At 50.1% G+C, this 24985-nt stretch carries 26 protein-coding genes; 7 read left to right on the plus strand and 19 right to left on the minus strand.

The features are described 5' to 3' along the window. Positions 1-40 precede the first annotated feature (40 nt). A complete protein-coding gene (locus tag B9Z32_RS13005) occupies positions 41-910 on the plus strand; it encodes a tripartite tricarboxylate transporter substrate binding protein (protein WP_233248315.1) in 870 nt (289 codons plus the stop codon). A gap of 87 nt (positions 911-997) precedes the next feature. Here B9Z32_RS13005 and B9Z32_RS13010 read toward each other — a convergent pair whose 3' ends face one another. Next, positions 998-1354 carry a DUF2237 family protein gene (locus B9Z32_RS13010; RefSeq protein WP_108421845.1) on the minus strand — a complete coding sequence of 119 codons (357 nt, stop codon included), beginning with the start codon at positions 1352-1354 and terminating at the stop codon, positions 998-1000. A 196-nt stretch (positions 1355-1550) separates the two neighbouring features. Here B9Z32_RS13010 and B9Z32_RS13015 point away from each other — a divergent pair, with 196 nt between their 5' ends. After that, entirely contained in the window at positions 1551-2456 is a 906-nt protein-coding gene (locus B9Z32_RS13015; protein ID WP_233248316.1) for a tripartite tricarboxylate transporter substrate binding protein, read from the plus strand. Positions 2457-2516: 60 nt separating this feature from the next. Here the strand turns inward: B9Z32_RS13015 and B9Z32_RS13020 are convergent, their stop codons facing one another. The 10 genes from B9Z32_RS13020 to B9Z32_RS13065 form a co-directional block, all read right to left on the minus strand. Then, on the minus strand, positions 2517-3407 hold the full coding sequence (locus B9Z32_RS13020) for a hypothetical protein (protein WP_146179494.1): 891 nt from the start codon (positions 3405-3407) through the stop codon (positions 2517-2519). Between the two features lie 214 nt (positions 3408-3621). After that, positions 3622-4317 (minus strand): TIGR02466 family protein, encoded by a 696-nt coding sequence (locus tag B9Z32_RS13025; protein ID WP_108421848.1) that lies wholly within the window; start codon positions 4315-4317, stop codon positions 3622-3624. Between the two features lie 16 nt (positions 4318-4333). Further along, the gene (locus B9Z32_RS13030; protein WP_108421849.1) at positions 4334-5014 is read right to left on the minus strand and encodes an NTP transferase domain-containing protein; all 681 of its coding nucleotides are present in this window, start codon (positions 5012-5014) and stop codon (positions 4334-4336) included. A gap of 2 nt (positions 5015-5016) precedes the next feature. Beyond that, positions 5017-5961, minus strand: a complete 945-nt coding sequence (locus B9Z32_RS13035) for an XdhC family protein (protein ID WP_108421850.1) — start codon at positions 5959-5961, stop codon at positions 5017-5019. 24 nt (positions 5962-5985) lie between these two features. Beyond that, positions 5986-7170 (minus strand): VWA domain-containing protein, encoded by a 1185-nt coding sequence (locus B9Z32_RS13040; RefSeq protein ID WP_108421851.1) that lies wholly within the window; start codon positions 7168-7170, stop codon positions 5986-5988. Further along, the gene (locus tag B9Z32_RS13045) at positions 7167-8126 is read right to left on the minus strand and encodes a MoxR family ATPase (protein WP_108421852.1); all 960 of its coding nucleotides are present in this window, start codon (positions 8124-8126) and stop codon (positions 7167-7169) included. Before B9Z32_RS13045 ends, B9Z32_RS13040 begins: the two co-directional genes overlap by 4 nt. A gap of 2 nt (positions 8127-8128) precedes the next feature. After that, complete coding sequence (locus B9Z32_RS13050; RefSeq protein WP_108421853.1) at positions 8129-8764, minus strand: CoxG family protein; 636 nt, start codon at positions 8762-8764, stop codon at positions 8129-8131. Positions 8765-8775: 11 nt separating this feature from the next. Then, complete coding sequence (locus tag B9Z32_RS13055) at positions 8776-11187, minus strand: aerobic carbon-monoxide dehydrogenase large subunit (RefSeq protein ID WP_108421854.1); 2412 nt, start codon at positions 11185-11187, stop codon at positions 8776-8778. A 28-nt stretch (positions 11188-11215) separates the two neighbouring features. Beyond that, complete coding sequence (locus B9Z32_RS13060; protein WP_108421907.1) at positions 11216-11701, minus strand: (2Fe-2S)-binding protein; 486 nt, start codon at positions 11699-11701, stop codon at positions 11216-11218. Between the two features lie 14 nt (positions 11702-11715). Then, positions 11716-12579 (minus strand): xanthine dehydrogenase family protein subunit M, encoded by an 864-nt coding sequence (locus B9Z32_RS13065; protein WP_108421855.1) that lies wholly within the window; start codon positions 12577-12579, stop codon positions 11716-11718. Between the two features lie 271 nt (positions 12580-12850). Here B9Z32_RS13065 and B9Z32_RS13070 point away from each other — a divergent pair, with 271 nt between their 5' ends. Next, a complete protein-coding gene (locus B9Z32_RS13070; RefSeq protein ID WP_108421856.1) occupies positions 12851-13876 on the plus strand; it encodes an alcohol dehydrogenase catalytic domain-containing protein in 1026 nt (341 codons plus the stop codon). A 13-nt stretch (positions 13877-13889) separates the two neighbouring features. Here the strand turns inward: B9Z32_RS13070 and B9Z32_RS13075 are convergent, their stop codons facing one another. The 3 genes from B9Z32_RS13075 to B9Z32_RS13085 form a co-directional block, all read right to left on the minus strand. Next, entirely contained in the window at positions 13890-14816 is a 927-nt protein-coding gene (locus B9Z32_RS13075; protein ID WP_108421857.1) for a 3-keto-5-aminohexanoate cleavage protein, read from the minus strand. Between the two features lie 38 nt (positions 14817-14854). Then, a complete protein-coding gene (locus tag B9Z32_RS13080; protein ID WP_158268221.1) occupies positions 14855-15850 on the minus strand; it encodes a tripartite tricarboxylate transporter substrate binding protein in 996 nt (331 codons plus the stop codon). Between the two features lie 149 nt (positions 15851-15999). Then, on the minus strand, positions 16000-16743 hold the full coding sequence (locus tag B9Z32_RS13085) for a 2OG-Fe dioxygenase family protein (RefSeq protein WP_108421859.1): 744 nt from the start codon (positions 16741-16743) through the stop codon (positions 16000-16002). A 114-nt stretch (positions 16744-16857) separates the two neighbouring features. Between B9Z32_RS13085 and B9Z32_RS13090 the strand changes: the two genes are divergently transcribed. Then, on the plus strand, positions 16858-17313 hold the full coding sequence (locus B9Z32_RS13090) for a hypothetical protein (RefSeq protein WP_233248317.1): 456 nt from the start codon (positions 16858-16860) through the stop codon (positions 17311-17313). 96 nt (positions 17314-17409) lie between these two features. Here the strand turns inward: B9Z32_RS13090 and B9Z32_RS13095 are convergent, their stop codons facing one another. Together B9Z32_RS13095 and B9Z32_RS13100 are read right to left on the minus strand one after the other, a co-directional pair. Continuing rightward, complete coding sequence (locus B9Z32_RS13095) at positions 17410-18387, minus strand: S1C family serine protease (RefSeq protein WP_158268222.1); 978 nt, start codon at positions 18385-18387, stop codon at positions 17410-17412. Positions 18388-18513: 126 nt separating this feature from the next. Further along, positions 18514-18630, minus strand: coding sequence for a fasciclin domain-containing protein (locus B9Z32_RS13100; RefSeq protein WP_369909964.1), 117 nt, complete (start codon positions 18628-18630; stop codon positions 18514-18516). A gap of 216 nt (positions 18631-18846) precedes the next feature. Here B9Z32_RS13100 and B9Z32_RS13105 point away from each other — a divergent pair, with 216 nt between their 5' ends. Beyond that, complete coding sequence (locus B9Z32_RS13105; protein ID WP_158268223.1) at positions 18847-20457, plus strand: S8 family serine peptidase; 1611 nt, start codon at positions 18847-18849, stop codon at positions 20455-20457. A 49-nt stretch (positions 20458-20506) separates the two neighbouring features. Here the strand turns inward: B9Z32_RS13105 and B9Z32_RS13110 are convergent, their stop codons facing one another. Next, positions 20507-21097 carry a DedA family protein gene (locus B9Z32_RS13110; protein WP_108421864.1) on the minus strand — a complete coding sequence of 197 codons (591 nt, stop codon included), beginning with the start codon at positions 21095-21097 and terminating at the stop codon, positions 20507-20509. A 29-nt stretch (positions 21098-21126) separates the two neighbouring features. Then, a complete protein-coding gene (locus B9Z32_RS13115; RefSeq protein ID WP_108421865.1) occupies positions 21127-21873 on the minus strand; it encodes an enoyl-CoA hydratase/isomerase family protein in 747 nt (248 codons plus the stop codon). Between the two features lie 107 nt (positions 21874-21980). On the opposite strand from B9Z32_RS13115, the gene B9Z32_RS13120 reads away from it, so the two are divergent. Next, positions 21981-22970: a tripartite tricarboxylate transporter substrate binding protein gene (locus B9Z32_RS13120; protein WP_108421866.1), complete on the plus strand. Its 990-nt coding sequence runs from the start codon at positions 21981-21983 to the stop codon at positions 22968-22970. On the opposite strand, the gene B9Z32_RS13125 is transcribed toward B9Z32_RS13120, so the two are convergent. Beyond that, a complete protein-coding gene (locus tag B9Z32_RS13125) occupies positions 22967-24109 on the minus strand; it encodes an acyl-CoA dehydrogenase family protein (protein WP_108421867.1) in 1143 nt (380 codons plus the stop codon). The two genes, B9Z32_RS13120 and B9Z32_RS13125, sit on opposite strands and share 4 nt — an antisense overlap. 79 nt (positions 24110-24188) lie before the next feature. Here B9Z32_RS13125 and B9Z32_RS13130 point away from each other — a divergent pair, with 79 nt between their 5' ends. Continuing rightward, entirely contained in the window at positions 24189-24983 is a 795-nt protein-coding gene (locus B9Z32_RS13130; protein ID WP_158268225.1) for an enoyl-CoA hydratase/isomerase family protein, read from the plus strand. The last annotated feature ends 2 nt before the right edge of the window (positions 24984-24985 follow it).

Below are 24985 nucleotides of genomic sequence, written 5' to 3' on the forward strand. Positions count from 1 at the left end.
GGCCAATGAAACTTATCCCAACAAGCCAATCAGACTCATCGTGCCATTGGCTGCAGGCAGCTCTGTTGACACAGCTGCCCGGATCGTGATGCAAAAGGTGTCACAAAATATTGGCCAATCTATCATCATTGAAAACAAACTAGGCGCTGCAGGCATTATTGGTGCTGACCAAGTAGCCAAATCTGCGCCTGATGGCTATACCTTGGGTGGTTTTAACGACAGCATCATCACAATGATTCCCAATCTCAATCCCAAATTGCCTTGGGACATTGTCAAGGATTTTGAATCTATCTCACAGGTTGCCATCATTGAGTGGGGTTTGATGGTCAGCTCAAGTTCGCCTTATCGCAATGTCAACGATTTGATTGAGGCTGCAAAAAAATCACCAGGAAAGCTCAATTACAGCTCCGGAGGAAATGGTGGTCCACAGCATATTGGAATGGCCATGTTGGCTTACCAAGCAGGCGTCAACATGATGCATGTGCCATACAAGGGTGCAACACAAGCCGCTGTGGGTGCAGCAGCAGGAGAGGTGGATGCTACGCTACAAGGTATCTCTACCATCGTGCCTTTAGTTCAGTCTACTAAGGCCAGACTCATTGCTGTTTGCACACCTCAGCGCATGGCCCAATTTCCAGACGTTCCAACTGTTGCTGAATCAGGCATACCCGGCTTCAAAATGAACTCTTGGTTTGGACTCATGGCTCCTGCGGGCACCCCTAAAGAAATCATTGCTTTTCTGAACAGGGAAGTTTCAAAAGCATTGGCCGATCCCAATGTGAAAGATCGATTGATTTCATTGGGCTTGTTTCCGGTGGGATCCAGTGCAGATGAAATGAGCTCTCTGGTTCGTTCTCAGTTAGAGCATTACAGAAAAGTGATTACGCAAGCAGGTATCAAAGCCGACTGACAGCATGACGGTATGCATCAAGCCACAAGCTTGATGTTTTCTTTCTTGATTTTTTGCGAGCAACGTTTTATTCAGACACTCGTTGAATCATGCTTGTAACTGCTCGAGTGTTACAAATTGAAGTGCTTTTTGGTGAGTGCTTTCTAGAATCACTTTGGGTGCTACACCCGCTTCAAATGCTTCTTTCCAGCGAAGAGCACATAGGCACCAACGATCGCCATTTTTGAGTCCTGAGAATCTGTACTCGGGTCTTGGTGTGATCAAGTCGTTGCCTTGTCGAAGTGAGAAGTCTAAAAAAGCTTGAGTGACCTTTGCACAAATCACATGACTTCCACGGTCATCGCTGTTTGTTTTGCAGCAGCCGTCTCTGAAAAATCCAGTTAGCGGATCATAAGAGCATGGAATTAATTCAGTGCCTAGGACGTTGAGGGTTTTTTCAGTCATAGCAATCGTTTTTTAGGTCAAAGAATTAGTCATAATTTATTGGGTGATTATCGCGACCTGATGGGCTGAAACAAAATATTCGATATATATTCCAAAAATAGCTTAACTAACTTTAAAAACGAACATGTTTACAACAATACTCCGACAAATTCTTGCTGTATTTTTGCTCAGCTCATTGCTTGCTCCCTTAGGCGCTATGGCTCAAGATTGGCCCAACAAGCCTATAAGGCTGGTGATCAACTTTGCACCCGGTAGTTCTCCTGATGTTTTAGGCAGAGCTGTGGCCACCCCCTTGTCTCAGGCTTTGGGCGTGCCAGTGGTGGTGGAAAACCGCAGTGGGGCAGGCGGCCTGATAGGTGCCGATTTGGTTGCCAAGGCGCCGGGCGATGGGTATACGATTCTCATGGCGTCTGGCAGCACGATGGTTGTGGTACCCACCCTCACTCCCAAAATGCCTTATGACCACAACAAGGCACTCGTGCCTGTAGCTGCTACAGCGCGCCTTGAATTGTTCTTAGTGGTCCGGTCAAACTCTGGCTTCAATAGTTTTGCAGATTTACAGAAATTTGCTAGAGCCAATCCTGGCAAATTGAGCTATGGCAGCCCTGGAAATGGTTCTACCCCACACATTGGCGCAGAAATGCTCAAGAACATGGCTGGCATTTTTGCCTTGCACATTCCCTATCGCGGTTCTGCCCCTGCATTGCAAGACCTGTTGGCCGGCAATATTGATTTCTTCATGGATCCAGGCATTGCCACACCTCATATTCGTTCGGGAGCATTGCGACTCCTTGCCGTTGGCAGCACCAAGCGATCTTTCCTTTATCCCGACACCCCCACGCTGGCTGAGCTGGGCTTGAAAGGATACGACGGTGGCTCTACGCACAGCTTTTATGCGCCAGCTGGCACCCCACAGGCTGTGATTGACCGCTTGAACAGCGAGATCAACCGCATCTTGGTCACTCCCGCTGTGACGCAAACCATTCGCGGTTTGGGTGCTGAGCCCACACCCATGTCACCAGCTCAACTGACTGCTCTTAACGCCGCCGATACAGCGCGCTTTGCAAACATCATTAAGCAGCAGGGTATTCGGGCTGAATAAAGCTGATGGGGTTTTAAATTAGGCACCTCCCACCCTGGCTCAAACCATGGTGGGAAGTGCTTAACCCGATAGGTGCGTTTTGAGAAACTGTTCGCGCCACCATAAATGCAACAGTTTCAAAAATGCCAGCGTTCCAAGCAACGCGAAGGCAAATTTTGTGGCCATAGGTCCTTGTACTGGACTCAGAATTCCTACCCACAACAGCAACGCAGGGCCAAGTAAAAGTGCCAAGCATTTTGCCAGCCAAGGTAAAGCTATTTCAACAGTCTCATTTCTAAATCGTGGCCTGCTGCAATGCAATGCCCAGGCCAATGAAGGCAATAGCATTGCCAAAACTTCAAAAGCAAATCCATCACCTAAAAGTGCAACAGCCCCGAACGAGAGCAACGCTAGGCACACAGGAAAGATGAGTGCGTAGGAAGAGTAGGTAAATTTTGTAGAAAGAATCAGGTAGGACGCCAGTGTGGGCAACCCAGCCATCAAACTCAAATGGATCATCACCATTTGATCGGTTTGCAAATCCATTGCGACACACCAAGCATTGTTCAACCACAAACTACCCATCATCAAACCCATGGCAGATGGAACCAAAAGGCTTTGAAAGCTTGTTCTAATGCCGTGACAGTTTTGTTTTCGTTCTGAGTTGAACCGATCGTTTAAGTACAACAAAAAAGAGCACATCGCCAATAAAACGATGGCCACTAAATGAGCTATTGAAAAGGTATCAGATGTTTGCCATGCAAAAATCGCCAAAGCTGCAGCAACAACAGGATGCCAAGCTATTTTGCCAAGTTGAAAGGTGCTTCTTCGCGTTCGAGTCTCTATCAAAGCGATCCAAGCGCCCCAAACAACGGCCAGTACAAGGAGCCACTCTTGTGACAAAGAGCGTGACGCCATCAAGCCCCAAATCCAGACGCCCATTGCGGTGACTAAGCCAAGCAGGCCAAGCATCAATGAATGACATTGAAAGGCCCATGAACTTCCACGGCAAATGAGCCTAACTGCCCACCATACAACGACTGGCAATAGCCCACTGACAACGGGCGATCCAGACAACATTCCTTGTTCACCCATCCAGATCCAGCCAAATAAGACCACGGCCCAATGCGCAACTTCGCCTGCATGGACCAAAGTCATTGGCGCTTTGCGAGCGACAGGGTTGTGATCAAACATTGTCATAAGCGTGTAGCTGGTCTGAGCCAGTTGCGGCATGCACACTCACATTGAATGACACAATCACTCGATCGAGTTTTCCGTGATAAGGCATTGCTTGGTGCGCTAGCCATGATGGAAAAATGACCAACTGGCCCGGTACAGGATCGATGTCGAGGTGGGCGTTTTGCAAATAGGCATTGCCAAAGTCCATGGATGCACCGCCCAAACGGTTGAAGTACGGACCGTAAAAACGTGTGACGCCATTGGCTGCACCCAAGTTGGTGTCGGCTATACGTTTTTCAGGCGCGTCAACTTGCAAGCAGTAAACGCCCGACCAAGAGCAGTTGCCATGGGTATGTACATCGTGGTGGCTACCCTGACTTGAAATTTGAAACCAGATTCCTCGCATGGCAATCTTAAAACCGGGTTTTGCTTCAGTCCAAGCACCTTGGTTTGCCAGCACCACTGTTTTGCGCACACTGTCCACAATGAAGCGTACCAACTGTTCCCACTCTGAGAGGCGAATTCGATTGAGCAAATCGTCTCGACTTGCATAAAAGGCTTTTGAAGTATCTGCTTGCGGGTCGGTGGCGCGCATTGTTTGAAAGACGCGCACCAGCACTTCATTCACTGTTTCTGCTTGTGCGAATTGGTGCACACCGAGCGGAGTGCACCAAAGAGGGTGAAGAGGATCAGCTTGCAACATGCCGCATTGATTGAGATCAGGCTGTGATCATCAAATCGGCTGGCCACTTAAGCTGATGACCCGTGCGCGCAGCCAACGCAGCAATGTCTTCCAGTGTGTCTACATCGGTGCGATAACGGCTGTTGGTGCTAACCCAAGGGTGTACTTGACTGGCGTTAGCAGATTGCCATTGACGACAACCCACATTGGCCTCTCCTAACAGAATTTGCTCGCGCACTTCATTGCTGAAGATGACCGGATTGCCAGGCTGCCCATCGACGCTGGGCTGCACAACGTGCGTATCTTGAGGGCGTTTTTTGTAAGCACCAATGAGGTCGTTGATGTCCTGAGAGTTGATGAGGGGTTGGTCTGCCAAAGCAACCAACACGGCATCGAGTTTGGATGAAAGTGCTTGGAGCCCCAGTCGCAAAGATGAAACTTGACCCGCATCAGGGTTTGGGTTGCGTACCAAGGTAACTGGAAATTCTTTAACCGCTTCTTCAATTCGATCGGCGTAATGACCCAACACCACAACCACTTCGTCGACGCCTGCGCCCGAAAGTGCAATGAGCTGGCGACGAATTAAGGGCACACCACCCAATTCGAGCAAACTTTTAGGACGGTGCCCCATTCGTGAGCCAGAACCCGCTGCGAGTAACACTGCACCGATTGTGACCCGGCTGTACAAACCCCCACCACCTTTAAGAATGCAACCCATGTTCAGCCTCCGCAGCAAGAAGATTTGACTGTTGTGGCCAATGCCACAGCAGTCGTTTCGATATTTTTTTGTTCACCGTCACAGCATGAGCTTGTTTGATTTGCAGATGTGTCAATGGCCGGGGGATCTAATTTTAAAGAAGTGGCAGGCACTGGCAGACGCCCCCGACTTGCAGCCACGACAGAAGTTAAAACCGACAAGGCAATTTCTTCTGGCGTCTGGGCACCAATGGATTCGCCAGCCGGCGCCACGATGCGCGCGACAGCTTCAGGATCTTCGCCACTGCTCAAAAGGGTGTTAAGCAGCACGCTGGCTTTTTTGGCGCTAGAGACAAACCACAAGCCTTGCGGTTGCAATGCCAGGGCAGCTTTCAGGCCCTGTAAATCACGGCGGCCTTGGGTGGCCACCACCACAAAAGGCGTTTCTGAAAGCTCTGCACCCACGATGCTGACATCGTCATTCGACAGCACCCGCTGAGCATCTGGAAAGTCAGTGGCCAATGCACCCTGCGCAATGACCGCTACACGCAAGCCTACCCGAGGTGCTAAGCCCACCAAAGCCCGCGCAACGGGCGAATCGCCCACCACAGTCAGGGTGGCGGAGGGGGTTATTGGATCGATGAACAACTCTAAGGTACCACCAGAATGGCAGGTCATGCCAAATTCAAGCACATCACCCAGATCGCGCTCAGCGCTTTCGTCTGAGGGCGAAATGCGAATCTTGCGTGGTTGTCCATCCAGCAATGCACGTCGAACAGTTTTCACAACCGCTGGTTGTGCACAACCACCGCCAATCCAGCCATGTATTTGACCATCGCGCGTGACAACTGCTTTGTCACCAGCTTTGCCAGACGTGGGAGCTTGTGCGCTCAAAACTGTGACCAGCGCAAAAGGCTGATCAGTACTCTGCAAGCGTGCTGCGTGGGCGATCCATTCGTTGCGGTTCATTGTCTGATTCCTCAATTTCTAATGTCAGTGTAGAACATGACGAGCGGCAGCTAAATCGGCCAAACTGGCCATGGGTACAAAGCGTTCAATATGGCCACGCGAAAGCTGCAAGGCATTCGCAGATGGCACTTGTTTGGTTGGGTGGAACCAAGTGATGCGAGCGCCACGGGCGCGAATTTCTTGTAACGCAATTGTGAGCAATTCTGGGGCATCGGTGTCAAAGCCATCCGAAAACACCCACACGCGTGCGCCTCGATTAAGTTGAGCACGTGCATGCTGGCGGGTAAATTCTTGCAAGCTGGCAGCAATGCGAGTGCCACCCCCAAAACCTGCCGTGACTGCATTGACTTTTTCTTGTATGGCCGGTGTGTCTCGGTGCATATAGGGTGTGACTTCGGCCAGCCGTGTGTGAAATACAAACACGCGGGCATCGGCTTCTAATGCAAATGCGCGCGCCACACGCAAAAACAGTGCAGCATGCGATTCCATGGATCGACTCACATCGGCCAAAATGAAAAGTTTGGGCGGCTCGACCCGTTTTACCTTCCAAGCCGGCTGCATCAACTCACCACCCCAAGCCACACTGCGGCGCAGGGTTTGACGCAAATCAAGCCGACTTCCGCGAGGTGCCACCCGCCAGCGCCGGGTTGGGCGAGCTTGCAGCTTGGCCGTAATTTGACGAGCCAGATTTTGCAGAGCGGAAAGATCTTGCGGCATCCACATTTGGCCATCGCGTTGGTGCAGGGCTTCGGTTCGACTGGCTCCACCTTGCGCTCGAGGACTGCCTGAATCATTTTCATCCAGTCCCACGGCTGGCATGTCGCCTGCTGTTTGGGGTGCTGATGATTGACTTCCTGGTTGTGACGCTGTGTCCATTTGCTCGTGCATGGCTTGCACACTTTGTCGAAGGTTGCGGCTGGGTCTGGTTTGGCCGCTCACCTTGACACCCCCTTTTAACTTTTCGGGATGCCAAAAGCGCTCATACAAGTCGGGCCAGAGCTTCCATTCGCGGTGTGTATGGCATGCGATGGCACGCCAAGCCGCTTGAATGGGTTTTTCCTGCAAAGCGCCAAAGAACAAAACTGCTTGCAACATCGATTGTTGCTCAGTGACACCCACCACCAAGCCATGGTCTCGCAGCAGCGCCGCAAAACTGGCCAATCTTTCGGAGGGCAAGCTGGCTTGCTGTTCTTTCGCAGATGTGTTCACACAGCAACCTTGGCCTGCTCATTGCTATTCTCGGCCACGCCCACGGTGCGACGGCCTTCGACCAATTGACGCAAGCGGTCTGAACTCATTGAAAAGCGATCTTCGCGAGTTTTGAGCAAACACCCCAAAGTTCCCAACACGCTGGCCATGTCTTCGGGCAGATGGCTGTGCTGCATTTGAAACAGCGCACGCACCCAGTCGAGTGTTTCGGCAATGCCAGGGATTTTGGACAGGTCTTCGCGGCGCAAGCGCTGCACGAACTGCACTGCGTCTTCTACCAAACGGGAGTTGGCATGAGGCAGGGCGGCTTTGACAATGGCAATTTCGCGCGCCAAGCTAGGGTAGTCAAGGTAGTGATACAAGCAGCGGCGACGCAGCGCATCAGACAATTCACGCGTGCCATTGCTTGTCAAAATGACTTGCGGAATATGGCTTGCACGAATGGTGCCTATTTCTGGCACCGTGATTTGATACTCCGCCAACACTTCAAGCAGGAAGGCTTCAAAGGCTTCATCGGCGCGGTCAATTTCGTCAATCAACAACACGCAGGGGCCAGCTTGACTGATGGCGCGAAGCAGCGGGCGTTCGAGCAAATATTCTCGGCTAAACACGTCTGCCTCTTGGACGCGGCCGGTACCATTTGGCGCCGACTCATTCAAGCGTATGGCCATTAACTGCCGACCATAGTTCCATTCATACGCGGCTTGCGCGAGATCCAAGCCTTCAAAGCACTGCAGCCTGACCAATGGCGCGTTTTGCGACTGTGCCAAAGCGGTGGCCAGAGCGGTTTTACCCACCCCTGCATCGCCTTCAATCAACAAAGGACGCTGCAATGCAGAGGCTAGCCACACGGTGGTGGACAGGTCTTCGTCGGCCAAATATCCAGAAACTTGCAGTCGTTCGCGCAACAAGCGCTCTTGCGATGCAGGCAGCTCGGCCGGGCCGGGCGTTTTCATGCTCAGGCCTTTTTGCCGAACAAGCCGCTGAACCATCCCTTGACCAAGGCCCAGAAAATGGCGAGTCCATTGATTTCACGGGCCACAACAGGCGCAGCGGCAGGGGTAGAACCAGATGCAGAAAGAGGTGCCGCATCGGCTTGAATGGCAGAGCCTTCAACGGTGCCACCTGCTGTGGGCAGTGTCAAGGCGGTCTGTCGGAAGTTCTCAACAAACTGGGCCAAGAGCATGTCCGACACTTGCACCATCATGCGTCCACCAAACTGAGCGAACTTGCCGTTGACAATGACCGCAGCTTGGCCATTGAGCACGCAATGCGCAGGGTTGGCAGGGTCGACAGTGATTACCGCGGTGAGGTCCATTGATGCAGAGGAGCCGCCCTTGTCGGCGCCCTTGCCACGCAAAACCATCTTTCGCTCGCTGGCCACGGCCTCTATCACATCCACCGTGCCACCGAACTGGGCCACAGCTGGGCCCACTTTGACCTTGACGGCGCCTTTGTAGGAGGTCTCAGAGAGTTGCTCAGTGATTTCAGCACCAGGCATGCAACTGGCCACCGCCTTTAGGTCGGTGAGCAAAGCCCACGCTCGTGCACTGTCGACATCGAGCGGGTATTGTTTGTCGAGTTTGACTTCCATGGATATCCCAATTACAAAGATGCACCGTGCTCGCGCAATGCTTTCCACGTGCGGAAAGCATTGTGTGGCATGTCTAAGTGAGTGACGCCCAAGTGTGAGAAGGCATCAACCACCGCAGAAGTGAAAGTGGGAATAGAGCCAACGTGAGGTGACTCGGCCACGCCTTTGGCACCCAAGGGGTGATGAGGTGAGGGCGTGACGGTGTGGTCGGTTTCCCAGTGGGGTGTTTCTACGAAAGTTGGCAAGAAGTAGTCCATTAGCGTGTTGCCCAACAGGTTGCCCTGTGCATCGTAAGGCATTTGTTGGCCCATGGCCACGGCAAAACCTTCAGTCAAACCACCATGGATTTGACCTTCAATGATCATCGGATTGATTCGAGTGCCGCAGTCATCGAGTGCGTAGAAGCGGCGAATTTTTGTTTCGCCCGTTGCGCGATCAATGTCTACCACGCAAAGGTAAATGCCGAAGGGGAAAGTGAAGTTGGGTGGGTCGTAATAGTGCACCGCTTCCAAGCCGGGCTCTAAGCCAGCAGGTGGCTGGTGATAAGCCTGCCACGCCACTTCGGTCATGGTTTTAAATTTGCTGTCATCGCCCTTGACCTTGAAACGATCGACTTCCCAGTCAAGGTCGTTCTCATTGACTTCAAGCATGTGTGCCGCAATTTTGCGGGCCTTCGCGTGAATCTTGCGTGCCGCCAAAGCAATTGCAGCGCCAGCCACAGGCGTTGAACGTGAGCCGTAAGTGCCCAAGCCGTATGGCGCAGTGGAAGTGTCGCCTTCTTCAACTTGAATCACTTCAGAGGGAATTCCCAATTCAGTTGCAATGATTTGAGCGTAGGTTGTTTGGTGACCTTGACCTTGCGTGATGGTGCCCATGCGAGCAATAGCACTGCCTGTGGGGTGAATGCGAATTTCGCAGGAGTCAAACATGCCAACGCCCAAAATGTCGCACATCTTGGAAGGGCCGGCACCCACCACTTCTGTGAAGGTGACCAAACCAATGCCCATCAGTGTGGGGCTGTTGGGGTCTGCCCGTTTGGCGGCTTGCTCGGCACGCAGACCTTTGTAGTCCACCGCCTCTAGCACCTTGTCGAGGGCTGTGTGGTAATCGCCCGAGTCGAATTCGAAACCAAAGGCGCTGGTGTAGGGGAACTGTTCTTTTTTGACGAAGTTTTTAGCGCGAATTTCTGCCTTGTCCATGCCCAGTTTTTGTGCCAGCACGTCGACCATGCGCTCAATGAGGTACACCGCTTCTGTGACACGGAATGAGCAGCGGTATGCCACACCACCGGGCGACTTGTTGGTGTAAACGCCTTTGACACTGGCGTGTGCAGCAGGAATGTCGTAGCTGCCAGAAACGATGTGGAACATGCCAGCAGGAAACTTGGTGGGGTCGGCACAAGCGTCAAATGCGCCATGATCGGCCACCACATTGACGCGCAATCCAGTGATTTTTCCGTCGGCAGTGGCTGCCAATTCTCCATCCATGTGATAGTCGCGGGCAAAGGCAGTGGAGGAAATGTTTTCGATGCGGTCTTCAACCCACTTCACGGGGCGACCCAACACGATGGAAGAAACGATGGCGCACACATAGCCAGGATAGATGCCAACTTTGTTGCCAAATCCGCCGCCAATGTCGGGGCTAACGATGCGCACTTTGGATTCTGGAATGCCGGATAGCATTGACACCACGGTGCGCACCACATGAGGTGCTTGTGATGTGATGAATGTGGTGAGGTCGCCTTTGATGGGGTCGAACGACGCCACACAGCCACAAGTTTCCAAAGGGCAGGGGTGCACGCGTGGGTAGTACATGTGTTGAGACACAGTGACTTCAGCATTGGCAAAGGCGGCATCTGCAGCCGATTTATCACCTGCATCCCAAGTGAAGATGTGATTGTGATGATCGCGCTTACCATGCGCACCTTCGGTCTTGCCAGCCAGATCGTCACGGATCACTGGAGCATCTGGAAGCAGCGCTGCGTAGGGGTCCATCACGACGGGCAGTTCTTCGTACTCAACTTCTACCGCTTCCACTGCATCGGCTGCAATGTAGCGATCGTCGGCAATGACGATGGCCACTTCTTGCATTTGGAAGTGAACTTTTTCGTCTGCCAGCACGGCAGCCACGTCGCCCGCAAGGGTGGGCATCCAATGGAGTTTGAGAGGTTTGAGGTCGTCGGCAGTTAAGACTGCGTGGACACCAGGAATGGCCAGTGCGGCTTCTTTGTTAATTTTGACAATGCGTCCGTGTGCAATGGGCGAGCGCACGATGTCCATGTGCAACATGCCAGGCATCTTGATGTCATCGACATAGTTGCCCTTGCCTTGAATGAAGCGAGCATCCTCTTTGCGAAGGCGCGATGCGCCCATACCAGCCAACGCGATTTCGCGGGCTTCTGCAGTTTGTACCGGTGCGTTCATGTGTATCTCCGATCAATTGTTTTTTGTATCAAGCCGCAACGGGCTCTTGCAGTTTTTTGGCTGCGTACTGCACGGCTTTGATGATGTTTTGGTAGCCCGTGCAACGGCACAGGTTGCCACTCATGCCGTGGCGAATTTCGTCTTCAGTCGGGTTGGGGTTCTCATGCAGGAAGCGGTAAGCGCGCATGAGCATGCCGGGGGTGCAAAAACCGCATTGCAGGCCATGCTCTTTGTAGAAACCTTCTTGAACGGCATGGAGCACGCCCTTGTTGGCCAAGCCTTCTACTGTGAGTACTTCAGAGCCGTCGCACTGTACAGCCAAGTGGGTGCATGATTTGACCGATTGGCCATCGACGTCCACGGTGCATACACCGCAGTGGCTGGTTTCGCAACCAATGTGGGCGCCTGTGAGGTTGAGCTCTTCACGCAAAAAGTGAATCAGCAAGGTGCGTGGTTCAACGGCTTTTTCTTCCTTCTTGCCATTGACGGAAACGGTGATGAGTTTTTTAGACATTTTATTTCCTTTGATTAAGCGCACTGCGCCCATGCTTTGTTGAGAGCGCGTTTGACCATTTCACCGGCCATTGCAGTTTTGTATTCGATATCACCGCGCAGATCTTCTGCAGGGTCGCAAATGGCAATGGCTGCTGCTACTGCAGCTTGCACGTTGGCGGCGTTAAATGGCTTGTTTAGCAAGGCTGCTTCAGCAGCCTCAGCACGCAAGGCTGTGGGTGCGACATTGGTTAAGGCAATGCGAACATGGCTGACTTGATCGCCATTTTTGCGAATGACAACAGCACAACCTGCCGTGGCCCAATCTCCGGTTTTGCGTTTGAGTTTTTCGTAAGCTGAACCCGTGCCGTTGGCAAATGCTGGCACACGGATTTCGCACATGACTTCATTTTCTTGAAGCTGAGTCATGTAAGTGCCAAGGAAAAAACCATCGGCTGCAACAGTGCGGCGACCTTGAGGGCCTTCCAGCACAAAAGAAGCATCAATGGCAATCGACAGCGCTGGATGATCGTTGCCTGGGTCGCCGTGAGCAATGTCGCCACCAATGGTGCCGCGGTTGCGAACTTGAGGGTCTGCAATCAGCTTGGCCGCTTCGCACAGCAAAGGCACTTTGGCCTGCAAAATGGGGGATTTGATCAGGTCGTTTTCGACCGTCATGGCGCCAATGACCACGGTGTTGCCTTCTTCGCGAATTCCACGCAGTTCAGGAATGCGGTTGATGTCAATCAGGTGCTCAGGCTGCGCAAAACGCAGCTTCATCATGGGCAACAAACTGTGTCCGCCCGCGAGTAACTTGGCTTCAGAGCCCAACTGCCCGAGTAAGGCTACAGCCTCACCCACGGTTTTGGGGACGTGGTATTCGAAACGCGGTGGAATCATTGAAGTCTCCGAAAGATGTCGTGGAAGTCGTTGATTGTTGATAAAAATGAATTACCTGCGTGTTACAAAGGCTATAGTTTGTTCCTTTTATATATGTAGTTAAATTGATTAATTTTAAAAAAATCATGAATATAAAAAAATGTTTTGTAAAAAATCTTAGTTCTGATATCAGGGTAAATCATTAGATTGGCAAGCCCACTTTGGCCAATTACCATTTGATGTTGAGTCGGCTGTGTGTCATGAACTATCTATTTATATCTAGGAGACGTGAATGAAGGCCATGGTTGTTCCCAAATGGGGTGAGAAATCGGTTTTGATGTCCCGACCCGATCCAAAGCCAAGCTCACGTGAGGCTGTGATGAAAGTAAGGGCTGCAGGTGTAGGGCTAACTTTGCTCAACATGCGCACTGGCAGTTTTGGTGGTGAAGTCCCCCGAATCATGGGACATGAGTTGGCCGGAGACATTGTGGAGGTCGGCTCTGATGTCACAGAACTCAAAGTTGGCGACCGTTGTGCCGTTTATTTTTACTTGACATGCGGGCGTTGCAGGTATTGCCGAGGTGGCCGTGAAACATTGTGCGAAGCTTTCAAAGGCCATGTTGGTGTGCATCGCGATGGTGGTTTTGCAGAGTATGTCAGCTTGCCTGTCGAGAATTTTTTGCACATTCCATCGGGCCTGAGTTACGAAGCAGCCGCTATGGCCACCGATGCAGTCAATACAAACTGGCATTGCATGAAAGAGCGTGCGCGTGTCAATCCCCATGACCATGTGTTACTGATCGGCGCTGGCGGAGGTGTGGGCATTCACGGCGTACAGGTTGCCAAAGCCTTTGGAGCTCGTGTGATCGCCATGGATGTGTCTGATGAAAAATTGGCTTTGGCCAGTGAGTGGGGCGCGGATGAAGTGATCAATGTGAAGAAAGAAGCCGATCTGGTTGCGGCTGTCAAAAGACTCACAGATGGCCGTGGTGTAGATGCCGCCATCGATTATGTTGGACACGCCGAAACTTTTCAGGTTGCCTACGATAGCCTCTCCACATCGGGGCGAGCAGTTGTCATTGGAGTTGGCAAGGGCAGTATTCAGGTGCCAACTCGACATCTCATATTGTCTGAGAAAACGATCACAGGATCTAGGCACTCAACCCGAACGGAGTTGATTGAAACGCTCGAGGTGATGGCCAGGGGTGTGGTCAAACCAGTCATTGGTATGCGAACACACTTTACCGAAATAGAAAGTATTTTTGAATCTATTTTGGATGAAAAATTGTTGGGGCGCGGGGCACTGACCTACGATTGATTCAGTGCTTTCATCAGAAGTTAACGTTCTGGTGACCCTTGAGCTGCAAAATTTGACGAGCTTCATCTGGCGTTGCCACTTCCAGTGAAAGGCCTTCGATGATGTTGCGTATGCGTGTTACTTGGTCTGCATTGGACTCGGCCAATTTGCCGGGGCCATCCCACAAGGAGTCTTCCAGGCCAACCCGCACATTGCCGCCCATGGCGGCAGACTGAGTAGCGATAGGTATTTGGTTGCGTCCAGCCCCCAGAACTGACCATACATAAGCATTGCCAAACAAGCGATCAGCTGTGCGTTTCATGTGCAGCACATCCTCAGGGTGCGGGCCAATGCCACCCAAAATACCAAAGACCGATTGAATCAAGAACGGGGCTTTGATCAAGCCCCTGTCAATAAAGTGCGCAGCCGTATAAAGATAACCAATGTCGTAGCACTCAATTTCAAAGCGCGTTTGGTTATCGCTGCACGATTGCAAGATGTGAGCGATGTCTTTGAAGGTATTTTTAAACACACGATCGTCACTGTTGGCAAGGTAAGGTACTTCCCATTCGTGATTGAATGTTTTGAAGCGCTTGAGCATGTCGTACAGGCCAAAGTTCATAGAGCCCATGTTCAAGGAGGCAACTTCTGGCTTGAAGTGGTGAGCAGGGCGCAAGCGGTCAGCAATGGTCATGGTTGGTGCGCCGCCTGTGGTGAGGTTGATCACCACATTGCTTTTTTCTTTGATTTCTTTCAAGAATGGCACAAACAACTCTGGGTCTTGCGAAGGACTGCCGTCTACTGGGTTGCGCGCATGCAAATGAACAATTGCTGCGCCAGCTTTGGCGGCTCCCAATGCGGCGTCAGCAATTTCTTTTGCAGTCACGGGCAAATGTGGCGACATGCTTGGCGTATGAATGGCGCCGGTGACGGCGCAGGTAATGATGACTTTGCGCGACATAAAAAATTCTTGAGTATGAAAAAAGACAGAACTGTAGTTTACTCAGCCTCAACCCCAGCTGCTTTTAAGATCTTTGCCATCACTGGCGACTCAGCGCGAATATTCTCAAGCACTTTGCCAGGTGTGCTGTGTTGTGGTGTGATTCCAAGCTTAGCGTAAGCATCGCGCACATCGGCTGACTGCATCATCTTTCCTATTTCAGAGTTGATACGATTGACAATTTCAACCGGTGTTCCCTTAGGTCCAAGAACAGACCACCATACGCCAGAACTAAATCCAGGCAAACCAGATTCACTGATTGTGGGTACATCAGGAAGAACTGCTGAGCGCTGCGAACTGGTGACTGCAATAGCACGGAGCTTTCCAGATTTGATATGTGGCAATGCAGGCGCCATGTCGGAAAATACCATTTGTATCTGTCCGGCCAGCAGGTCTGAGACGGCTTGGACAGTGCCTTTGTAGGGTATGTGAACGATGTCTACGCCAACAGCGCTTTTGTACATCTCGCCACTGATGTGTGATTGAATGCCCTTACCACCAGAACCAAAATTGAGCTTGTTTGGATTGGCCTTGGCTAAAGCTGTTAGCTCAGCAACTGTTGTAGCCGGTACCGATGGATGAACCACAAGCACTTGACCTGCTGACGCAACCATAGAGATTGGCGCAAAGTCGTTCAGAGGATCAAATGGTAGTTTTTTAAATAAATGCGGGTTTGTTACAACAGAACTGCTGTTGGAGAGCAACAGCGTGTAACCATCGGGTTGCGACTTTGCTGCCGCTTCATGACCAATATTGCCACTGGCTCCGGCGCGATTGTCTACCGTCACTGTTTGACCCAAGCCTTCACCTAACTTGCTTGCAACCAATCGAGCCAGAGTGTCACTTGCGCCTCCGGGAGGAAACGGGGAAATCATTTTGATAGGACGATTTGGATAGGCAGCTTGTGAGTACGCCGATATTGATGTTGTAGCGCTAGCCAAAATGAACAGAGCTAGTAAAAATTTGCGTACAGGTTGAATGCGATAAAAGATCATTGACTGCCCCTTGAGTTTTATACCAATCGACATAACTTTTTTTGATTTATCAAAGCTATAGGATTTAATAATAAGCGGCTAAGTCTTTTTTGAACCAAGGGTTTTTATGTACAGCTTTCAATTCTTTGTCGCCTATGTTTAATAAAACTTTAGTCCATTGGAGTTTGGAAATAATTTTCACGCAAGGTCACAACAAGAGTGTCCCTGTACCCTGATTCGGCCAAGGGTTGAATAGGTGTACTTTCGTGAATCATGCGTGCATCGTTAAGCAGCAACAAGGACCAAGGTTCAGACAGTGTGAATCTTTCGCCAAGGGGACCGTCGGCTTCAAAGACCCGTGTTTCTCCGCCCTTGATGCCTTGTCGATTGACCATGAACACAGCAACCCAATCGACACCATCACGATGTGCTCCCTCTGGTGTGGGCCTACCAATGCCATCTGTTGTATCAATGCGAAATTGATGTGCTTCAATACACCATTTCTTGACATTGTTCTCGTACAACTCATCGGCGGTCGTTGCCAGTTTCCTTATGATTTTTGACCAAGCTGATTGCATGATTGTGGTGTCGAGAATGGGCTCGAACCATCGCTCCATGCCGCCATGCAGAGCGTTGTAGTCGAGAGGCTGCCAATGTGCTCGATGAGGCACTTGCTCGCAATGACCATTTTGAACAACAAAACTGCTGTGACGGCGTCGGCGATAGTGCCCGCCATCTTTCAAGTAATTGTCATGGGGTAAGTTATTCCAAGAAGGCGATAAAGACGCCAAGTCTGCAGTTGAGCAATTGAGCCATTGCGTAACACCTGAAGCATTTAAAACACAAAAGCCGCGGCTCTTAAGCAATGAATTTACATTGGTAGGCGTTGTGTAGTTTGGATGAAGAGGGGACATGGATTTGATTAAAACAGCAAAGCGGCAAAGCTCATTTGTTTTCTTAGTGCAAGATTTGAATGATCAACTTAGAATTTAATCTTTTCTGGCTTGCTCGGCATCTAAGGGGTTATTTTGAAAAATAAACTTATCGCATCTCTACTTTTTCTATCTTTTCAGGCTTGGTCGGCAGACACAGCGCCATCGATGCCTGCAACTAAATCGGCTACAGAAATACTGCAACCAGCCAGAAATGCCATCAAGGCTGGCAATTATGAAAAGGCCATTGAGTTACTGAACGAAGCAGATCAAAAAAAATCAGCCGACTGGAACAATTTAATGGGCTATAGCCTCAGAAAAAAAGCAGCGCCTAATTTGAGTGAAGCTGAAAAATTCTACGTGACTGCTTTGAATCTGGATGCGAATCACAGGGGTGCATTGGAATATTACGGTGAATTGCTGCTGCTCAAAAATGATCTGGCCGGTGCTGAGAAAATGCTTGCCCGCTTGGAAAAAGCATGTAGATTTGGATGCGAAGAGCTTCAAGATTTAAAAGACAGCATCAAGCAGTACAAATCTAAAAAACCATGATGGTATGGAAGTGAATTGGTCGAGTTGCAGGTGCAGGTCAATGCAGATCAAATTGTCATGATCACTCCATAGATATACTGGTTCAATTAATCATTGTTATATACCTGCCGGCTTTTTTATGTTTGCTGAGCGATCTACGACGGGTACAGGAATTTGATAAATTTCTTTTCCATCAAAAATAGTAAGCTTCGCAGGTTCTGAATTAATGGGAATTGCCCACAGTTGTTTGTAAAAAGCAGACAAACTCTCTAAAGGTTTTCCATTGAGCCCGAGCAACCACTGACCAGGTACAACACCTGCCAGTTGAGCTGGGCTTTCGGGGGTAACACGGACAATTTGAATTCTTCCCTGTCTTTCCACGGCATTGATACCTAGCCAAGCTCTTTGGCTATTTGGCCCCATGCCGTTTTGCAACATGTTGTTCAAAATAGGCTCTAACAATTCAACCGGTACAAACATGTTTCCAGCCAAACCGAACGGATTGCCTGCTGGCATAACATCTTGCATAAAAAGACTTCCGATTCCTATCAATTCACCTTTCGCATTGAAGAGACCAGCACCAGAGTGATTGACTACGGGTGGACTTGTGTAGATAGCGCTGTCAAGGTGATATTCCCAATAACCAGTAAAGGAACGGACATCGATTAGTTTTGTAGGACTCGTAAAGGCTAAATTTCCTGAGGAAACGACCAAGAGCGAACTGTCGATTTTTTGATCATTGAGTTTCCCCAATTTGACTGGCTCAACTCCTTGTAAAGGTACCAGTGATTTAATTAGACCAAATCCTGTCGCTTGGTCATAGGCCACAACTTGAGCAGGATAAGTTTTTTGTTGATGCGTGCGAATTTCTATTTGTTCGGTTTCTAAAACGAGATAACCAATTGTCAAAATTAGACCGTCTGATCCAATCACAACGCCAGAGCCTTGGCGGACTTTTCCAAGAGTTCGAGCAGACGATGCGTTTTCAACAGCGCGGCTTGTAATTTGTACTGATGACGCTATTGAGCTCAGCAAAATTTGACTGTTCACAGCATTAGACAGCTGAGTATTATTCTCATCTGTTTGAGCGGTCATGGTATGTCCATTAAGCGTGATTAGCAGTAGACATAGAAAAGTGAAAATTTTCATTGAGCTTGGGCGAGACTGAAGCCAAAATTTTTGACTTTGAAGGTTCAACATTTGGCTCCAGTATCCGGGCAATTACTTGGGGATGATCACGGTGTCAATGCCATGGATCATACCGTTGTCGGCCACGTTGTCAGTGGCTGTTACTTTGGCTTTATCGACCATGACGCCACCCATGGTGGTGATGGTGATTTCAGAACCTTATAAACTAAATGGTATTTTTGCAGACTTTTCGGTTGCAGGTTCGTAGTTTTCAGTTTTAAGCACATTGCTTTTTCACCAGGTTGAAAATGTCCGAGAGCGTCAGCAAGCGACCAGTGTCATGAAAAACGCACGCATTTTTTTTAAACTCTCTACCAAATGAACGACATGTGTAACGTGTGAAAGCTTGAGCTTATGAGAACTGCAATGAGTTGTTTGTTGTTGACTTGGCTGCTGGCGGGATGCGGCGGTGGCGAGGGTTCAAAAGCTTTGCTGAATGCACCCGCAGTGCCTATTTTGACGCCAGGCCCCGACCCCTTACTTGATCGCCAATGGCACTTATTCAATACCGGGCAAAGTGGCGGCCTGGCTGGCATGGATTTGGGCTTGCAAGGCGTTAAGGAAACGGGTCGTGGGGTGTTAATTGCTTTTATCGATGGTGCGGTGCAATTGAGTCACCCCGACTTGGTCGCAAATTTGTACACCCTCAATGGCACCTTGCCTACCCCAGATCCTTCTCCACCTTTTGCGCCAGCAGGTGCAATTTACAATGACAAAGCGGGCCAATGGGACGATGCTCATGGAACGGCTGTGGTCGGTATAGCGGTTGCCAGCGCCAACAACAGCATAGGCGGACGTGGCGTAGCACCAGAATCAAAGTTTCTAGCCTACGATGGAGTTTCTACTGGCTTGGTAGCGGGCCCCATGCGTTCGGCTGTAGACCTTGGTGCTGATATCGTTAGCAATAGTTGGGGCGCTCTTGACTCGAAAAGCGGCCAGGCATGGAGCTATCAAAGCAGTGACCCTGCTTGGCGCGAAGCCATGACGGTAGCGCTTGAACAAGGGCGGCGTGGCAGAGGCACGGTAATCGTATTTGGTGCAGGCAATGGCGGTCTCAACGAAGACACGAACCGCGATGGGTATGTCAACCACCCAGGTGTTTTAGCCGTGGGGGCGGTAGACCACCGCGGTCGTCCATCGTCATATGCCGAACCCGGTGCCAACGTCTTAGTCAGTGCGCCTTCTATGAGTTTTTGGCGGCGCTCCGATCCAGGCACAAACATATGGACCACCGACATTGCTGGACCGCGTGGTTTGGCTACCGGCAATCTGCCCGAAAGTGCCGACTATGCCGAATTTACAGGCGGCTCTTCGGCCGCAGCTCCAATGGTGTCTGGTGTGGTAGCGCTGATGCTGCAGGCCAACCCGAAACTGAGTTGGCGCGATGTTCGATGGTTGCTTGCGCGTACAGCACGTCCAGCCGATCTTGGAACAGAACTGGCAGAGCCATCCGCCATGAATGCGCATGGTTTTTATCCAAGGGTGGGTTTTGGGCGAGTACATGCTGCAGACGCAGTTTCAGCAGCTAGAAACTTTATTGGTTTACCTACAGAACGGCGCTGCGACAGCGGAACGCTAAAGCTTGATTTGCCTATTGCCGATCGTCCTGCGCCTGCGGTAACCGTTTCTAATCGCTTAGAGGGTTGCGACATCAAAATTGTGGAGTCTGTACAAGTAACACTCATGGTTGACCATGATTATGGTGCCGATCTTGAGGTAGTTCTGGTGTCACCTTCTGGCAAACGCAGCCTCCTAGCCAAACCACACTCATGTCCTACCAATTCGCCACCGCCTTGTGGCGACTTGTCCAAAGGATGGACCTTTCACAGTGTTCGACATATGGGAGAGAACCTGAATGCCTCACTTCAAAATGTGGTGACTGGTGAGCTGCAGGGATGGCAACTTCAAGTCAAAGATGGCCAAACCGGAGACACGGGACTATGGCGATCTTGGCGATTGGTTATAACTGGGCATTGAACTGTTAAAGCAACTTTTCTGATGTTGTGATAGCCACCCATGCAGAAGTTCAACTTTGCTCTGCAACACGCTCGAGTTTCTTACTTAACACCCAAGACAGCGCGAGGAAAACAATTAGCATGACAACACCAATGCCAGAGAAAGCATCATTTAACAGCTTCTCCGAAATTTGACCAAACGCATGACCAGCTGAAAGAATGGCACCAGCCCAAAGTCCAGATGCAACGAAATTGAACGCGAGAAATGTAGGCCAAGGCAGACGTGACATTCCGTAAGCAAATCCAGCAACACCGCGAATTCCGTGCGGATAGCGATGCAACAGAATTAGCCATACGTAGAATCGATCTACCAATCGCACAACAATATCGATACTGCGTTGAAGCCTTGGAAAAGGTGAAAGCCATCGCGTACCGAAATAGCGTCCTATTCCGAAGCGGATCGTATCTCCCAAAAAACTGCCGGCCCATACCACTAGAACAAGAGTGCCAAGGTTGAGGGCTCCTGTACTGGAGGCATAACCGGCAAAGAGAGTTAGCAGCAGGCTGTGCGACGCAGCGAAAGCGAAGATGAGCCCGTAGGCCTCGTCACCGTGCAGGCGCAGCAATTCAAGGAAAGAAGCTAAATCGGTTGGAATGATCAATTTTGAACCAAATTAAAAAATGATTGTAATCAAGCCTGATTATTGAGTTGATGACGCTGACGTGCAATCTCAACCGATTGTTGTCGTCTCTTCAAAATCCATTGCTTGATATCCCGAAATGTAGGGCGAGGTTTTTCAATCAGCGTACGAGCTCTCGCTACCGCTTCAGTGTGCAATGTTAGTGCAGGAGCAATGGTATGAATCAAGCCTTTGGACAATGCTTCGTTGGCATCTACTTTTCGCCCAGTAATTGACATGTCGTTGGCCAGTGCATTGCCTGCTATTTCGGCAACCAAACAGTGGCCCAACCATGACGATATGCCAATATTAATTTCTGGCAATGAAAAGACTGCATTGGGAACAGATAAAACCTGATCTGCATGCAAGCACAACATAAAACCTGCACCAATGGCGCTTGCGTTGGCCGCAACAACCAAGGGCTTGTCGAATGTGAGTAAGGCGTCTGTGTAAGTCCAGAGTTCTTTGCGACGTTGCATATCCAGTTGGACGGGGTCTTCCCCTGCAGGTACTTTGGTATCGCGACCTGCACAAAAAGCACGGCTTCCTGTTCCTGTTAACAATACTGCATGAATTGATGATTCTTGTTGCGCCTTTTGAATCAAGTATGCCAAGCCTTGTGCAACGCTTGAATCTATGGCATTGGCAGCATGTGGCCGATCAATGGTGATGGTTAACAAACCGTCGTCGATAGCTTGAAGAAGGCCGGTGGTGGTGTTCATAGAGCTCATGGGTGCGACTGTAACTGAAGAGGCCATGTTTTGTTCTCAATTCGATAAAGGCTATGGGTTCTTCATATCGTCAAAGGCTTTACTTTTTATTGCAATGGTGTCTATACTAATTAAAAATAAACTAGGAGACATCTGTGAAGCAAACATTCAATTCCAATGCACTTTCAAAGCGACAGTTTATTGGCGCAGTTGGCGCTTTTGCGTTAAGTCCCACTTTGTTGATGGCGCAAACGCCAGGTGTCATTAAGTTGATCATTCCCTATGGTCCTGGTGGTCCCACTGACGTGGTTGCACGATTGGTTTCAACACAATTGCAAACGATACTCAAACAAACAGTGATCGTTGAAAACAAACCAGGTGCGGGCAGTGCCATTGGCGCACGTTTTGTTGCTAACTCTCCAGCCGATGGTAGGACCATTCTGATTGGAAATGTTTCCACTTATGCCATTGCCCCCGCAACGATGAAAAATCCTGGCTACGATCCAGTCAAATCGTTTGCTCCAATTGTTCAAACGTCTGACATTTGCTCTGTGATGGTGACAGGCACATCATTTCCAGCCAATACAGTTCAAGAATTCGTGACCTACGCACGTGCCAATCCAGGAAAAATTTCTTACGGCTCTGCAGGCATCGGTAATTCTGCTCACCTGTTGGGTGAATTGCTACAAAGTAAAGCGCAGCTCAACATGGTTCATGTTCCCTATCGCAGTGGTGCAGAAATGAGCATGGCGGTTTTGAGTGGACAAGTTCAGTTTGCCATGACCGATTTGTCTGCATCGATTGCTCAAATTCGAGAGGGAAAACTCAAAGCATTGGCCGTGACCGGAATTACACGCGCACTCGATTTGCCCAATGTCCCTACCTTTATTGAAGTGGGTTACCCTGACATTGTTTTGCGCAACTGGACGGGTGCCGCAGTGCCAGCAGGAACACCACCTGCCATGGTAAAGCGACTCGAAAGTGCGTTCAACGAAATTTTAAAAATGCCCGAGTATGTGACCGCGATGCGAAAAATGGGTGGCGACGCCAAACCCAATTCGAGCGAAGAATTTGGTCAGATGATTTCAGCTGACTTTAAAAAATGGAATGAAGTTTCTAAAGCAGCAGGCATCAGCATCGATTAAATCCCCAAAGTCGATGCAATGATGTTTTTCTGAATTTCTGAAGTGCCGCCACCTATTGTTGCAAGGCGCGAGTCTCTGAAGAAACGTTGCATCGGGTATTCCATGCTGTACCCATAGCCACCCAATATTTGCAAACACATGTCTGCAATGGTTTTGTATGACTCACCAATGTAGTATTTGATAACGGCTGTATCGGCGCGTTCTGCTTTGCCATTTTCCATGAGCCATGCATAGCGTCGGATCATGGTGAATGAAGTATCTAACATCACTTTCATGTCGGCAAACTTGTGTTGCGTAACTTGAAAGCTGCTAATGGGCTTGCCAAATTGGTGCCGTGTTTTGGCGTAATCTAGCGCGTATTCGAATGCGCGTCTGGCTGCACCAATGCGCACCGCAGACAAGCAAAGGCGTTCATAACGCAAAGTGTCTTCGCAAACAGCCCAGCCGTGATCGAGTTGACCCAGCAGCGCTGTGTTGGACACTCGCACGTCGGTAAACGTAACTTCAGTGGTTCCAATGGCGTGTTGACCCAATGTGGGTATCTTGCGTACTTCGATGCCAGGTAGTTTGGTGTCGACCAAAAAAGTACTTATGCCTAATTGTTTTTTGCCCAAGTCATTGGTGCGAAGGGCCAGCAACACATAGTCGGAAATATCCATTCCCGATGTCCACTGTTTGCGACCATTGATGATGAAACCATCGCCATCGGCCACTGCGCGGGTTCTGAGCGCTGCAGCGTCAGAGCCAGAGTCGGGTTCGGACAACGCAAATGCAAAAGAAAGCTCACCCTTGGCGGTGCGCGGCACGATGCGTTGCTTTTGTTCTTCGGTGCCGTGCTTGAGCACCGCATAGCAGCCATATGTGAAATTTCGGAACAGCCACAGTCCGAGCTCTTCAAAATGATGGCCTGTCTCTTCAAGCAGCAAGGCCAAGTCGGTGGGGGAACCAGCGGCACCTCCAAAAGACTCGGGGGCAATGAGCCCCAGCCAGCCGTTTTTGGCCATGGCATCAAAGGCTTCTCGAGGTGGTGTATGGTTAAGATCGCACTTGGCCGCGTACTCCATGGTGCAAACATCACCAAGCAGTGTTTGAACAGATTGGAGCATCAGCTCCTGATCGCTAGTATTTCCGAAGTTCATAGTGAGTGGTGTGAGACACGCTACACGGAGACGAGCGTGTTTGAGTTATTCTACATTTAATTAAAAAAACATGACTGAAATGAACATTCCAACTTTTGAAACAATCAAGCAAGAACTTCGCGGACGAGTCGCCATCTTGACACTCAATCGCCCCGAAGCCATGAATGCCATCAACATGAAAATGCGCAGCGAATTGCGCACAGCATTGGATGATCTCAGACGTGACTCGCAAGTTGGCGCTGTGATCTTGACAGGCGCGGGTGAGAAAGCATTTTCAGCAGGCATGGATTTGCGTGAGTTTTCTGCAATGAATGCAAATATTCCCATTGCAGAAATGAAACGCTATCGTTGGGAGCAAGGCGAAGGCATTGCCGCATTCGATAAACCCATCATTGCTGCAGTCAATGGCCTTGCGATTGGTGGTGGTGTTGAATTGACCTTGCTGTGCGATTTTGCGTTTGCTGCCGATCAATCGAGTTTTGCCTTTGGTGAAGTTAAGCGAGGCTTGATACCAGGCAATGGCGGTACTCAACGTTTATCTCGACGCATTGGTACTGCGCGCGCTTTGGACATGATTTTGACAGGGCGTACCGTTTCAGCCAGCGAAGCCTTATCGATTGGATTGGTTCAATACGTGGTGCCCCAAAACGAATTGATTGAGCAAGCTTTGAAGTGGGCAGAGATGATGGCTGCCAATGCACCTGTGGCTGTGCGCTCGGCCAAAGCAGCAATTCATCGAGGCGCAGATTTGGCGCTTGCTGATGGTCTGAGATTAGAGCAAGACATGGCGGCTTTTCTTTATACAACCGAAGATTCAAAAGAAGGCCCGCAGGCATTTTTAGAAAAACGTCCAGCCGTTTGGAAGGGTAAGTAAAT

Origin of the sequence: Limnohabitans sp. MMS-10A-178, assembly GCF_003063375.1 — a bacterium.
In the GTDB taxonomy this organism is placed as follows: domain Bacteria; phylum Pseudomonadota; class Gammaproteobacteria; order Burkholderiales; family Burkholderiaceae_C; genus Limnohabitans_A.

Excerpts from the sequence above, each read along its gene's own strand:
- B9Z32_RS13010 (WP_108421845.1), bottom strand. The coding sequence starts at position 1,354 with ATGACTGAAAAAACCCTCAACGTCCTAGGCACTGAATTAATTCCATGC.
- B9Z32_RS13015 (WP_233248316.1), top strand. The coding sequence starts at position 1,551 with ATGGCTCAAGATTGGCCCAACAAGCCTATAAGGCTGGTGATCAACTTT.
- B9Z32_RS13020 (WP_146179494.1), bottom strand. The coding sequence starts at position 3,407 with ATGCTTGGCCTGCTTGGCTTAGTCACCGCAATGGGCGTCTGGATTTGG.
- B9Z32_RS13025 (WP_108421848.1), bottom strand. The coding sequence starts at position 4,317 with ATGTTGCAAGCTGATCCTCTTCACCCTCTTTGGTGCACTCCGCTCGGT.
- B9Z32_RS13030 (WP_108421849.1), bottom strand. The coding sequence starts at position 5,014 with ATGGGTTGCATTCTTAAAGGTGGTGGGGGTTTGTACAGCCGGGTCACA.
- B9Z32_RS13035 (WP_108421850.1), bottom strand. The coding sequence starts at position 5,961 with ATGAACCGCAACGAATGGATCGCCCACGCAGCACGCTTGCAGAGTACT.
- B9Z32_RS13045 (WP_108421852.1), bottom strand. The coding sequence starts at position 8,126 with ATGAAAACGCCCGGCCCGGCCGAGCTGCCTGCATCGCAAGAGCGCTTG.
- B9Z32_RS13050 (WP_108421853.1), bottom strand. The coding sequence starts at position 8,764 with ATGGAAGTCAAACTCGACAAACAATACCCGCTCGATGTCGACAGTGCA.
- B9Z32_RS13055 (WP_108421854.1), bottom strand. The coding sequence starts at position 11,187 with ATGAACGCACCGGTACAAACTGCAGAAGCCCGCGAAATCGCGTTGGCT.
- B9Z32_RS13060 (WP_108421907.1), bottom strand. The coding sequence starts at position 11,701 with ATGTCTAAAAAACTCATCACCGTTTCCGTCAATGGCAAGAAGGAAGAA.
- B9Z32_RS13065 (WP_108421855.1), bottom strand. The coding sequence starts at position 12,579 with ATGATTCCACCGCGTTTCGAATACCACGTCCCCAAAACCGTGGGTGAG.
- B9Z32_RS13070 (WP_108421856.1), top strand. The coding sequence starts at position 12,851 with ATGAAGGCCATGGTTGTTCCCAAATGGGGTGAGAAATCGGTTTTGATG.
- B9Z32_RS13075 (WP_108421857.1), bottom strand. The coding sequence starts at position 14,816 with ATGTCGCGCAAAGTCATCATTACCTGCGCCGTCACCGGCGCCATTCAT.
- B9Z32_RS13080 (WP_158268221.1), bottom strand. The coding sequence starts at position 15,850 with ATGATCTTTTATCGCATTCAACCTGTACGCAAATTTTTACTAGCTCTG.
- B9Z32_RS13085 (WP_108421859.1), bottom strand. The coding sequence starts at position 16,743 with ATGTCCCCTCTTCATCCAAACTACACAACGCCTACCAATGTAAATTCA.
- B9Z32_RS13095 (WP_158268222.1), bottom strand. The coding sequence starts at position 18,387 with ATGACCGCTCAAACAGATGAGAATAATACTCAGCTGTCTAATGCTGTG.
- B9Z32_RS13105 (WP_158268223.1), top strand. The coding sequence starts at position 18,847 with ATGAGTTGTTTGTTGTTGACTTGGCTGCTGGCGGGATGCGGCGGTGGC.
- B9Z32_RS13115 (WP_108421865.1), bottom strand. The coding sequence starts at position 21,873 with ATGGCCTCTTCAGTTACAGTCGCACCCATGAGCTCTATGAACACCACC.
- B9Z32_RS13125 (WP_108421867.1), bottom strand. The coding sequence starts at position 24,109 with ATGAACTTCGGAAATACTAGCGATCAGGAGCTGATGCTCCAATCTGTT.
- B9Z32_RS13130 (WP_158268225.1), top strand. The coding sequence starts at position 24,189 with ATGAACATTCCAACTTTTGAAACAATCAAGCAAGAACTTCGCGGACGA.